This is a genomic window from Rahnella victoriana (assembly GCF_004330295.1).
Taxonomy (GTDB): Bacteria; Pseudomonadota; Gammaproteobacteria; order Enterobacterales; family Enterobacteriaceae; genus Rahnella; species Rahnella victoriana.
In genome coordinates this window covers 16801-28677 of record NZ_SJOJ01000042.1, presented here as the reverse complement: position 1 = coordinate 28677, position 11877 = coordinate 16801, and the positions used below count along the sequence as shown (strand labels likewise).

The window sequence follows — 11877 nt, the reverse complement described above, 5'->3', positions numbered from 1 at the left end:
TAATAACCATATAGTTCATAAAGTTCGCCGTGTAATTCACAGCTTTTGTTTTATTATTCATTGCTAATTATTTCAATGACCTATATTGATATTCTGCATGAATGGATATTTATATGACATATAAAAATTGTATTTATTTAACGATTCCAGGTTGTGTTAATTTATTCGCCGTGTTGTGGCTCATCACCGCAATTCATTTACCCTTCTGTGTTTTATTTATATTTCTGTTGCCGTGACCCCTGTTAACGGCTTTGTATATTGCCCCGCCTGACTGCGGGGCATTTTTTTGCATAAAAAAACCCATAACCGGCGAAAGTTATGGGCTCAACAAATGAGAGAGAACAAAAAAATTACACGACGAGGTCAGAGAGACTTTCCACAACAACCTTCATACCTGATGCTGCGGTTGCGCCTGCCGCAACGACAACACCAGTCATTCAGGGCACTACAGGGACTATCAGGAGAAAAGGGATCCGTTGCACAGCTCATTCCAGTAGCTGAAACGCAGTAACCGGACGTAGCGATCAGGAGCGGCGAAACCACGCCGGGTCACTGTTCCCCACATCGATACCGTACAGACAACCGGTCGCAAGAAAACTTTCCAGCAGACGCGACGTATCCTGCGCCCTTTCTTCTGGCCGATCCTGAACCTTACGATGTGTTATGCGCTGCCATAATGAGCGGTGCTCAGCAGTATTTGCAGTCGTTGACATACAGGCCTCCGGTTAATCACCACTTTCTTGCGAAAGCTTTTCAAAAGCAGGCAAACACAGTCTGCCGCTGGAATGACCTCAGTAAACCCTTTCTTGCCGGTGAACAGAACCAACGATTTTTGCTTTATATATGAAGTTTTAAACTATCACTCGCGCAGCCATACTCCTTCACAGAACAATTTCGCACAGGCCAGACTGTTTTGATGGCGGGCAGCCGGTTCGCCCGGTGTGTAAGCCAGTTGTACCAGCATACCGGTAAAACACTGCGCCATAACTGACGCCGGAATATCATCGCGAAACAATTTGTCCTGCTGACTGAATTGCAGATTTTCTGCGATCAGGGTGATCAGCAAGGTCTGTGTCGCCTGCGCGTGCGGAGGCAACAGCAATGCCTGCGCGGTCAGCGTGGCATCTTCTGCAAAAAAATTAAGCAATTTGCGAAAGCTCAGTGCCATCCGGTCAAGCACCTGGTTTTCAGCGACCTGCGGTGCAAGTTGTAATGAGCGCGCCAGCGTACTTAGCTTCTCACGGAAAAGATCAATGTTATGGCCGTTCATTCCGGCATCCTCACTGTTGTGCAATTTCCGCCATTCTACCTGACTTGCGTGAGGGATCAGCGACGTGCCCGGTCGCTGAATCGAAAAAGTTAATGACCGTGGCTAACAATTGCACATCGGAGACCGGAGGCGTAAACCAGTGAATAGCTCACGCAATGGCACCGGGCCGGTTAAACCGTGCCTTGCGCGCAGCACCTGAAGAAGATACCGAATACATAGAGGATAGTCGTATGTCTAAAAATGGAAAAGTGGCTTTAGTAACAGGTGGCGGTCAGGGGATCGGCCGCGCAATTGCCCTGCGTCTGGCGAAGGATGGTTTTGCCGTCGCCGTTGTGGATTACAACGAAGCGACAGCAAAAAAAGTCGCCGAAGAAATTAACCATGCTGGCGGCAAAGCCATTGCCCAGCTGGCAGATGTATCTGACCGGGAACAAGTTTTTGCTGCTGTCGACGCAGCAACTCAACAGCTCGGCGGTTTTGACGTGATCGTCAACAACGCCGGGATTGCTCCGACAACCCTGATTGAAGACATCACGCCTGAGATCGTGGATAAAGTTTATAATATCAATGTGAAAGGCGTCATCTGGGGGATTCAGGCGGCGGTCAAAGCTTTCAAATCATTAGGGCACGGCGGCAAAATTATCAATGCGTCCTCACAGGCCGGACATGTCGGGAATCCTGAGCTGGCCATTTACAGCTCCAGTAAGTTTGCAGTGCGCGGCCTGACCCAGACCGCGGCGCGTGATCTGGCTTCGCTGGGTATCACGGTGAATGCGTATTGTCCGGGAATTGTGAAAACACCAATGTGGGAGGAGATTGACCGTCAGGTGTCTGCCGCAGCCGGCAAACCAGTCGGGTATGGTACGCAGGAATTTGCTAAAAACATTACCCTGAAACGTCTTTCTGAGCCGGAAGATGTCGCGGCATGCGTTTCTTATCTTGCCGGTCCGGATTCAGATTATATGACCGGTCAGGCATTGCTGATCGATGGCGGTATGGTATTTAACTGATTTCCCCTGCCCGCAGCCAGGCCTCTCATTGCGAGAGGCCTTTTTGTTTTCAGCGCCTGAATCATCTGGCCAGCGGAATATAATATTCACAGGTGACACCGTTCAGCGCCGATTCACGGGAATACTTTTCCAGATCGGGTTGCATGATAAATTCCAGACCCAGTGTTGGCAGGAAGACGGAATAAAGATACAGAATGAAATCGTTCAGGCGACTGAGATCGTACGGATAATTGATCTTCAGATAGCGGCCGGAGGGCACGACGATAGTGTGGCTGTCGCTGGCATAGACCTGATGGGCCACGGTGTATTCCATCTGCAAAGCATTGGCGACTTCATCGTTAGTATCAGGGCGGCAATCAGATAATCCCCACACCGGGGCCAGCAGCGATTCCGGGGTTTCCAGATAACGCAGCAGCTCGGCGCGATGAACATGGTTTTTGCTGTTGAATAACGCTTCAATCGGATAGGAATGGGTCGTGGTTTTGCCATCAAACGCCATTTCCGGCATTTCCACGATGTCATATTCCGGCTGCGGAAATTCATCAACAGTCAGCGGCGCCGTGATGCCGTTCATGGTCCAGGAGGCGTTACGACGATACATTCCCGGCGTTTCGGCAAAGTTCTTTTTAAATGAACGCGTGAAGGTTTGCTGCGAATCGTACGAGTAATACAACGAGATATCCAGGATCGGCATATTGGTCAGACGCAACGCGATAGCCGCCATGGTCAGACGACGGTCACGGATGTATTTCCCCAGTGCATAACCTGTTTTACTTTTAAACAAACGCTGAAGATACCAGGGAGAATAGCCGGTCTTTTTCGAGGCTTTTTCCATGGTCAGACGATCACTTAAATTGACTTCGATCCAGTAAAGTAACTCTTTGATCAAGTCATCATGAAAATCAGGTTTCTGTTCGCTTTGCAAAATGAACTCCCTGTGCTGCTATAACGTCACGTCACTGATTCAGTACGCGACAGATGTTGAAAATACATTGACGACAATGACACGGCTGATGTGATCATTATTTTTTAAACTTCAGCCGGTTCCGCGAGGTATGGGTACAGCTCATTCTCAATCGCGCGGTTGAGATTATATTCCGCACATCCTGCGGTCAGCCCGAGGGATTCCAGACGCGACATGGCATCCATACTGCTGCTCAGGCCGATTAGCCGCCAGGAAATGTGCTCAGGGGACTCCCCCTCAACAAACTCCCCTTTCTGCCTGCCTAAGGTGATGGCATCGGAAACCAGTTGATGCCAGTCGGCCACTGACAAGGCAAATGCCGCTTTCATCAGCGGTTCCTGTTCGGTCAGCAGCATGGCTTCGTGCCAGAGCGGGATCGCCATCAGAGAGTGATCATCTTTCGGGTCGATTAGAAAAAGATGTAAACGTTCGCGGGCGGTCAGGCTCTGGCATTGCTCCAGAAGCTGGTCTTTCAGGACTTTCATGACCTGCGTATAGGCCTGTGCACGCAATTCAGCGGCGCTGGAAAAGTGATGATGAACCTGACCTGTTGCCGCCCCGGCTTCCAGCGCGACCCGGCGGACAGTTGTCGCCGCCAGCCCTTCACGTCGAGCGACACGCGCGGCCGCTTCGAGGATGGTGATACGGCGAGCTTCTTTACACAGATAAGCCACAGTTAGAACCGAAGCAAAATAGACAGACGAGGATAATGCCAAGACTTGAACGGATGTTCAAGTTTTTTGAGAACGTTCATTCACCTGTGATTATATATAGGTAAAACTGCTTGCAATCTTGAATGAAAGTGTACCCGCTGAATCTGACAATTGGCTGACAGCGGGAGAGTTTTTATTTGTTTGTGCACACAAAGCTGGAGGCAGATTTTGTATCGCCCTGTCCCTTGTACTCAGGAAACTGCGGATATTCACACAGCGGCATTTCCCGACCGGCAGTGGCTTTATTGGTGTCGGTCATCACCTGCTGTCCGGGATCGATACCATGATCGACCCATTTATCCAGCGCCCCGAGTGAATCCCAGCTTGCGCGAAAAGTGCCGCTGCTGTGCGTAAAGCCCGGAGCCAGATAAAAACGGGCAAACTGATGCAATGCTTTTTCGCCAAATTGCGCTTTCAGCTTCTCGTAATACGCCACGGTATTGCCGGGAGGAACCGCCATATCTGCAGTGCCATGCATCAGCAACAGCTTGCCGCCGTGCTGAACAAACGCACGAATATCGGCATTATTATCATCCACCTGTGACGCCAGCTCATTCAGACGAGCCGCATGTGCAGCAGGATCAAAATTGAGGGAATCATAATCCGGCGAACGCATCACTTCGTAGCGCACGGCCTGATCACCCATCATATAAGGAAAGGAAATAATAATGTTGCGTGCTGCAGGCCTGGGTTTATCGGCGCCGGAGCCAAACACGCTGACCACCGCTGACGCGTCGGCACCCTGTAATATTGGCCACGGTGCAAAGTGATCGCCGGTGGGCAGCGTCACGCCGAGCGGCACCGGTTGGCTGAGCATCTGCACTAAAGCAAGCTGAGGGGCGGTCAGACAATTATCCGCATCCTTTTTGCCTTCGCAACGCAGCCGTTCAGGTTTAAAAGTTGCCTCGCAGGCACGGGTATTGGCAACAACACCATCACTGAGACCATCCAGCTTGTCGCAGGCACCGGATACCGCATTGGCGATTAAGGCCGCTTTAGCCGGAGATATCCATGCGCCCGGTGTGTTATAGACCGCCTGACCGATGCGGATGCCGGCCATGTGTAATTCAACCACGTTATAAACCGGATGAATCGCGATAGCGCCGTCATAATCTTGCGGATAACGCTGGATGGCGGCCAGCGCTTCATGACCGCCCTGAGAGTTGCCCTGAAAATACATGCGGGAAGGTTTACTGCCGTAGGCCTGGCGGATAAGCGTGACAGCCACGTCGTGCGTTTTTTTGATCTGCTCACCGGCAAAATTTTTCCAGGCTTCGTCATTAAGGGTAAACGCGGCATCGGATACACCGCCCTGATGACCGGCATCGCTGCCAAAGGTGGCATAACCCTGTTTGAGTGCGCCGGGGGTCGCAGCGGGAGCCAGCCGTGCGGTATCTGCATCTTTGATGGCACCATCAAAACCGCTGCCGCCCAGTTGCAGGGCTTTGCCATTCCAGCTGAGGGGCAGATAAAGCTGGAAATTGATATCCGGCGCCTTCAGGTCAACAGGTTTGATTTGCCCTTCCAGCTTGCAATGTTGATTACCCGGTTGCCCCGCCATCGCAACGGTAACGATCTGAGCACCACGTGTTGGCAGCCCGATAGCGGCGGCATTAACACGGGCATTTTTAAGCGCGATACATTGCGCTTCAGTCAGTCCTTTCGGCGTAGCCGCCAAAACAGGAAGTGCAAACAGGATCAGTGAGCAGAAATACCAGGAAGCTTTCATCAGACAACATTCATTCCAACAACGTAATGACGGCAGTGTGCCATTAAATGACCGGTGAAAGAAGAACTGTGACGCCGGATGACGACAAGCAAGCGCGTGATTTATTAGATATATGAATACAGAGCTTTGAAACATTATTAATATAAGTTAATTATGACTCATATTATATATTTATTAATAGATTCAACCGCAATTGAATGAGGTAAATGCATTAGCGGAACTTGTATTTTGTTTGCCAGCCACCAATGATAGGCGTATATTTCGCCTGCCAGATTGTCCAATCATGGCCATGAAATATAACTGTCTATTTTTAAAAAGGAATTTACATGAAAAACATTCTGAAACTTGCCCTTCTGGCAGCAGTAGTGACCACCCTCTCAGGCTGTACCGGCAGTGTTAATAATAAAGAAAAAAATTGTGACTACGATTATTTCCTGCACCCGGCTATTTCAATTTCTAAAATGATCGGTGGCTGCGGCCCGACTGATAAGTAATGTAGTCTGTATTATGAATGCCGGGCTTGAATGTCCGGCATTTACACATCCCACCTCATCGTTCCCCCCTTCTCTTCATGCTCCTCGCGATTTAGAACAGTCACTGATGTTACGTCATCGCTCAAAAAACCTTTCTTTAGTTACAACATTCATATGCATTTAAACATCAACAACCGTGATTACATCAACTACAGAGATAAGTTCTTTTCAAACAGGTGGAATGCGCAGCTCTCAAATTCCAGCCTGGCTGCTTTACCGCAATAAAAAAGGTCGCCGAAGCGACCCTCTGTTCATTACAGACAAAACGGGATTAACGTTTACGCCAGAGCGTCAGTTCCGCCACTGTATGCTGGAATTTTCGTGCGGTTTCACGGATCACGAAAGGCACATCCTGTGGTTTCTGCACTTCTTCAAACTCGCTGGCCAGCAGACGACGGAGCGTCTGATATGTCGTCACAGCTTCGCCATTTTCCCGAAAACCACCCAGCCACTGCGCTTTTGGCGTGTATTCTTCAAGCCAGGTATAAGGCGAAGAAAGCATCAACAACGCGCCACTGCGGATCATCGGGGCAATATCTTTCAGAAAACGCGCTGGTTCACGTAACCGGTCCAGCAGATTTGCCGCCAGCACCAGATCAAACAATTCTGCCTGGGGTTTGAGATTACAGGCATCACCCTGCACAAAAGTCACCCGTTCCGTTTGCGCGGTGCTGATGTTGACGTCCGACAATGCTGCCTGACAATAATCCACCAGTTCGCCCTCTTCCGGGATCACATAACGGCAGGCTTCACCACGCGCTAATGCCAGCGCAACATCAATAAACCGCGCGGAATAATCCATACCGGTCACGGAATCGAAATGACGCGCGAGTTCAAAACTCGCCCTGCCGGTGGCGCAGCCAATATCCAGTGCCCTTCCCCGCAGTTGACTGTTTTTCAATGCAATATCAACCAGTTGTTGCGCATAATTCGGCACATCAAAATGCCGCGGACCATACTGAAAATCGAGATATTGCGCGACCAGCCCGTCGGTTTCATACGGGTTCACGGCCACCACTTCCTGATGGCTGGAGATCACATAGCGGAAACCGGAGTGCTGGAAGAAATGACGACGAAAAGCATAACGCGATGATTTCAGTGCTTCATTCCCGGTTGAAATCCAGCTTCCGCCCTTGATCATCGAGTGTTTACCATCAAACGTTGGCGTCGAAAAATCGTCATACAAAGGATGTACGCGGAAGCCGTCAAAACCGCTGATCGGGGTAGACGCCCATTGCCAGACATTGCCCACCACATCGTAAAAATCACCCTGAGCAAAATGATCGACCGGACAGGATGATGCCCACCACGCCAGATTGATATTGCCCGGCGCGGTTTCCCAGTCTGGCTGGTCGCCAGGCACCTGATTACGCAAAATCATCCACTCCGCTTCTGTTGGCAATTGCACCGATTCCCCGGTTTCCGCCGCTTTCCAGCGACAAAATGCAGCCGCTTCCAGCTGATTCACTTCCACCGGCCAGTCCCACGGCATCGGCACTTCTTCCGTCATCAGCCGCAATTTAAGTTGTTCAGGTTCCTGCGGAGAACCGACCCAGAAGGTCGGCATTCCGGCCTGCGCAAAATCCCGCCAGCCTGCCCCTTCTTCGTCCCACCATTGTGCATCCTGATAACCGCCCGCCTGCACAAAAGTATAAAATTCAGCGTTACTGACCAGCATTTTACTGGCGCTGAAGGCCTGAATTTTATGCTCAGACGTGCCATATTCGTTGTCCCATCCATAGGTATCATCTTGCTTACCCAGCGTGACAACGTCACCTTTTACCGCCAGTGTCGTATTTTCCGGCACCGTATTCCGGTCATGCCGGGCCAGATCACAGGCTGGCCAATGGGGCTGAGGCTTAACCCATTCCACCGGTAACTGTCGGATCAAGACACTGGACGTTTCCAGATGGATGCGTTCATGCTCAATACCCATCAGGATCACCCACGCCGGACTGTCCCAGCCAATGGGTAAACTCAGCGGCATGGTATCAATAATCCCCAGCACTTCTTCCCGAACTTTGCCGCGATACTGACGCAAATTGGCGACAGACGGCCAGTTATAGTTCTGATCATCAAGATCATCCCAGCTCATTTCATCGACGCCAATCGCCAGCATGGCTTCAATCTGTGAATCAATACGTTTCGGGATCAGCCCCGCTGCCATCAGTTTATTAATATAAAACGTCGCGGTATGGCCGAAATAAAAAATCAGCGGATGGCGCAGTGAAATCGCCTTAGTAAAATAAGCACGTTCGTCCGCGAGGCAGTCAAACAGGCTCTCATACAATTCCCAGGTCTGAATAAAATAATCGCGGATTTCCTGACGTTTTTTCTCTGCGGTGCCACTGCTCAGCAAAAGGGTCTGCGTCGGTTCTGGCAGCCCGATGGCATTGTTTCGTTGTGAAAGCATTATTAAGTCCTCTGTCTTCTGGCGTTGCCAAATCAATACACAAGTGTAGCAGTTCACATCTTTGGCTTATTCCCGGTCTGCTTCTGACCGGCTTTTTTGTTATCAATCGTGGATCTTTGTCTTCTGGTCAACATCGCCCTGACGCGGTTATCTTTCCATATACAGCAGCGAACTGTCATGAACCTGCAGGGATTCGCCTTCAAACTGATGACGTAAATCGAGATAATCCGGCGCATCGATGATGCCCTGAATATTGTCAGAAAATGCGTCGAGTGCCTGTTTCATCTGCGGCAGATAATCATGAGTGTCATAAACACGGTCAATTCCTTCCAGTGAATGATTCATGATTTTACGGGCGACATCGTTAGGCACATTCAGGGAGGATAATTTTGATCGTGCCGTCCGGCGTAAATCGCGCGTCGTAAAAGCGTCAATGCCGAGACCGCGTTCCGCCCGTAACATCCGCCGGATGACCTGCGTCACCGCGCCACGCGACAGTGGTTTTTGCGCATCGAGTGGCGAAGGTACCAGCCACGGACTCTCTCCGGGGCTGGCTGAAATCAACGCATTAATGCAAGTGATCATCAGCGGCGTCAGCGGAAGACTGTGGTCGCGGGCTGATTTATTGCGCGTTCCCTGCCGCCAGAGGCCAATACGTAAATGAAACTCCTCTTTGCGGGCGCGCACCACTTCATCCGGGCGCCTTGCCGTCAGCAAACATAGCCGTAATGCCCAGCGGCATTGTTCTGAAATATCCCATAAATCAAGGCCATGCCAGAAAATCCAAATTTCCGCATCGGTTAACGCCCGCTCGCGAGGCGGCGTATTCCTCCCCCCCACATCACGGCGTTTCATTGAACTGAGCGGCGAATGTGTCAGATAGCCCTGGGTTTCCGCCCAGCCGAAAAATTGCTTACACAATGCGAACACGCGTTTGGCTTCTGAAATTTTCCCCTCGGCCAGCAAGACGTTGAACAGTCTGTTGAGCCGCAAACGGGTCATTTTGTTTAATGGCACTTCACCGATTACCGGCAACACATGTTTCATTAACGAGGACACCGCAATCTCCGGACGGCGTCTCGTCAGGATCAGCGAAAGCCGGATCCAGATATTGATCACCTGTCCGACGGTCGCGTTCCCCTCTTCATCAAAATCATCCAGTTTTGCCAGCGGCGTCATTTTGATCTTCTGAAGATAGGCGAGCACATGCCGCCCGACATTTTCGGCAGCAAATCCTGTTTCAGCGGTTGTTGCGGATCCGGCGTTATTCATCTGCCTAATTTCACCTTAAAAATCATAGGGCAGAGTTATAACAAGCCTGAAGATCTTAGGCAAAAGGTTTATGACTCCAGACCTATTAAGTCTGGAGTCACAACGACGTCGTATAAAGAAAAATTGGCAACTCCGCTGCGTGATGGTGTGTGAATGAAATGGCGATAAAGCCTTCGCTTTGCTTAAAACATCGCCACGGCAGGCGGTAAATGGGCAAAAAACGGGCTGCCTTGCCTTGTGAAACGATTAATTCCGGGAACGTGAGTATTCCCGCTAAAGAAAATTTTGCTTATGCCGACATGTTAATAGTTAAGGATCCTTAATCTCATTCAAACCGCAGTCTGGCCACGGAAATGTCACTATGCGCAATAATCAACCAGTATCCCAACGGGAATATCAGTACCCTGACGACGCCACATTAATGTCAACGACTGATGCCGACAGCCGTATTACCTACGCCAACGATGCATTTATTGAAGTCAGCGGTTTTGCCCGTGAAGATATTATCGGGCAGCCTCACAATATTGTTCGTCATCCCGATATGCCGCCTTCCGCATTCAAAGATATGTGGAGCACATTACAGCAAGGTTTTCCCTGGACTGCGCTGGTGAAAAACCGCCGCAGCAACGGCGATCATTATTGGGTGCGCGCTAACGTTGTGCCGATCATTCGTGGCGGGAAAACCAAAGGCTATCTGTCTGTCCGCACCAAACCCACCGCCGCCGAAATCAGTGAGACACAAACGCTGTATGACAAAATGAATCGTGGCGAACTGAACAACCGCCGGTTGCATCGCGGACTGTTGATCCGTACCGGCATCACCCGCAGTTTTTCCATTCTCAAAACGCTCACGGTGCGCTGGCGGATCCGCAGCAGTTTGCTGGCACTCCTCCTCCTTAACTCACTCGCACTTTTCGCGCTGGCTTCCCTGCCCGCCATGCAAATGACGATGGCATTAGCACTCAATGCATTTTTCATTCTGCTGCTGGGTTGCTGGCTGGAATGGCAAATCACCCGTCCGGTCGAACAACTTTGCAGTCAGACCTTGCGGGTGGCCAGTGGCGCGAGTCATACGATCACACCGATGGCGCGCGTCGATGAAATTGGGATGACGTTACGATCGGTCGGCCAGCTCGGATTGATCTGCCGCTGGATGGTAGATGACGTCAACGACCAGGCGCATAAAGTCCGCACGGCCAGCGAGTCACTGGCGAATGGTAATGAAGCACTGAGTCAGCGTACGGAACAAACCGCCGCGAACGTCGGACAAACAGCAGCGGCAATGAATGAGATGAGCGCGACCGTTGAAAGTAACACTCAGACAGCGGCTGAAGCGGACAAACTTTCCCTGACAGCCAGCGCCGCAGCGGAAAAGGGCAGCAATGCAATGCAGGACGTTGTCGGCACCATGCAGGAAATTACCGACAGTTCCCGGCAAATTGCCACCATCACCAATGTGATCGATGGCATCGCTTTCCAGACAAATATTCTGGCACTCAATGCCGCCGTCGAAGCAGCGCGGGCAGGTGAACAAGGCAAAGGTTTCGCCGTGGTGGCGGGTGAAGTCCGCAGTCTGGCGCAACGCAGCGCCAGCGCCGCCAGCGAAATCAAACGTCTGATCGACAGCAGTGTGGAAACGGTGGTCTCGGGTTCGAAGCAGGTTGATCAGGCGGGGAAAACCATGGCCGACATTGTCTCTCAGGTACAAAATGTCAGCGCCCTGATCGGACAAATTCGCAGTGCCACCGGAGAACAAAATCTGGGTTTACTCGATATTGCCAAAGCAATAGAAGAACTGGATCGCATCACGCATCAGAATTCAATTCAGGTTCAGGAAGGTGCCAACGCCTCGTCCGGGCTGAAACGACAGGCGGACCGGCTGGTAGAAGCCGTGGGCGTGTTCAGATAAAAGTGCAATATGGAATACCGGGCTGTGATCCCTTCAGTCCGTGCCCCCATGCGATGGCGGACGG

The 11877-nt window shown here is 51.0% G+C and carries 10 protein-coding genes; 3 read left to right on the top strand and 7 right to left on the bottom strand.

The window, feature by feature from the left end; genetic code table 11:
- Positions 1 to 524: 524 nt before the first annotated feature.
- The gene (locus tag EYY67_RS23480) at positions 525 to 713 is read right to left on the bottom strand and encodes a hypothetical protein (RefSeq protein WP_095925765.1); all 189 of its coding nucleotides are present in this window, start codon (positions 711 to 713) and stop codon (positions 525 to 527) included.
- Positions 714 to 859: 146 nt separating this feature from the next.
- Positions 860 to 1270 (bottom strand): hypothetical protein, encoded by a 411-nt coding sequence (locus tag EYY67_RS23475; RefSeq protein ID WP_095925766.1) that lies wholly within the window; start codon positions 1268 to 1270, stop codon positions 860 to 862.
- A gap of 230 nt (positions 1271 to 1500) precedes the next feature.
- On the opposite strand from EYY67_RS23475, the gene EYY67_RS23470 reads away from it, so the two are divergent.
- Complete coding sequence (locus EYY67_RS23470; RefSeq protein WP_095925767.1) at positions 1501 to 2280, top strand: (S)-acetoin forming diacetyl reductase; 780 nt, start codon at positions 1501 to 1503, stop codon at positions 2278 to 2280.
- Positions 2281 to 2341: 61 nt separating this feature from the next.
- Here the strand turns inward: EYY67_RS23470 and EYY67_RS23465 are convergent, their stop codons facing one another.
- From EYY67_RS23465 to EYY67_RS23455, 3 genes are all read right to left on the bottom strand, one after another.
- Positions 2342 to 3205 carry a helix-turn-helix domain-containing protein gene (locus EYY67_RS23465; protein ID WP_095925768.1) on the bottom strand — a complete coding sequence of 288 codons (864 nt, stop codon included), beginning with the start codon at positions 3203 to 3205 and terminating at the stop codon, positions 2342 to 2344.
- Positions 3206 to 3309: 104 nt separating this feature from the next.
- Positions 3310 to 3918, bottom strand: coding sequence for a TetR family transcriptional regulator (locus tag EYY67_RS23460; RefSeq protein WP_095925769.1), 609 nt, complete (start codon positions 3916 to 3918; stop codon positions 3310 to 3312).
- Positions 3919 to 4090: 172 nt separating this feature from the next.
- Positions 4091 to 5686 carry a tannase/feruloyl esterase family alpha/beta hydrolase gene (locus EYY67_RS23455; RefSeq protein ID WP_131694505.1) on the bottom strand — a complete coding sequence of 532 codons (1596 nt, stop codon included), beginning with the start codon at positions 5684 to 5686 and terminating at the stop codon, positions 4091 to 4093.
- A 326-nt stretch (positions 5687 to 6012) separates the two neighbouring features.
- On the opposite strand from EYY67_RS23455, the gene EYY67_RS23450 reads away from it, so the two are divergent.
- Positions 6013 to 6180 carry a YhfL family protein gene (locus EYY67_RS23450; RefSeq protein WP_119824291.1) on the top strand — a complete coding sequence of 56 codons (168 nt, stop codon included), beginning with the start codon at positions 6013 to 6015 and terminating at the stop codon, positions 6178 to 6180.
- 310 nt (positions 6181 to 6490) lie between these two features.
- On the opposite strand, the gene ovoA is transcribed toward EYY67_RS23450, so the two are convergent.
- Together ovoA and EYY67_RS23440 are read right to left on the bottom strand one after the other, a co-directional pair.
- Positions 6491 to 8632, bottom strand: a complete 2142-nt coding sequence (ovoA, locus tag EYY67_RS23445) for a 5-histidylcysteine sulfoxide synthase (protein WP_131694504.1) — start codon at positions 8630 to 8632, stop codon at positions 6491 to 6493.
- Between the two features lie 147 nt (positions 8633 to 8779).
- Positions 8780 to 9904 carry a tyrosine-type recombinase/integrase gene (locus EYY67_RS23440; RefSeq protein WP_131694503.1) on the bottom strand — a complete coding sequence of 375 codons (1125 nt, stop codon included), beginning with the start codon at positions 9902 to 9904 and terminating at the stop codon, positions 8780 to 8782.
- 361 nt (positions 9905 to 10265) lie between these two features.
- Between EYY67_RS23440 and EYY67_RS23435 the strand changes: the two genes are divergently transcribed.
- Positions 10266 to 11813 (top strand): methyl-accepting chemotaxis protein, encoded by a 1548-nt coding sequence (locus EYY67_RS23435; RefSeq protein WP_131694502.1) that lies wholly within the window; start codon positions 10266 to 10268, stop codon positions 11811 to 11813.
- The last annotated feature ends 64 nt before the right edge of the window (positions 11814 to 11877 follow it).

Coding starts and splice junctions, on each gene's coding strand:
- EYY67_RS23455 (WP_131694505.1), bottom strand. CDS start 5,686: ATGAAAGCTTCCTGGTATTTCTGCTCACTGATCCTGTTTGCACTTCCT.
- EYY67_RS23475 (WP_095925766.1), bottom strand. CDS start 1,270: ATGAACGGCCATAACATTGATCTTTTCCGTGAGAAGCTAAGTACGCTG.
- EYY67_RS23435 (WP_131694502.1), top strand. CDS start 10,266: ATGCGCAATAATCAACCAGTATCCCAACGGGAATATCAGTACCCTGAC.
- EYY67_RS23450 (WP_119824291.1), top strand. CDS start 6,013: ATGAAAAACATTCTGAAACTTGCCCTTCTGGCAGCAGTAGTGACCACC.
- EYY67_RS23440 (WP_131694503.1), bottom strand. CDS start 9,904: ATGAATAACGCCGGATCCGCAACAACCGCTGAAACAGGATTTGCTGCC.
- EYY67_RS23480 (WP_095925765.1), bottom strand. CDS start 713: ATGTCAACGACTGCAAATACTGCTGAGCACCGCTCATTATGGCAGCGC.
- ovoA (WP_131694504.1), bottom strand. CDS start 8,632: ATGCTTTCACAACGAAACAATGCCATCGGGCTGCCAGAACCGACGCAG.
- EYY67_RS23470 (WP_095925767.1), top strand. CDS start 1,501: ATGTCTAAAAATGGAAAAGTGGCTTTAGTAACAGGTGGCGGTCAGGGG.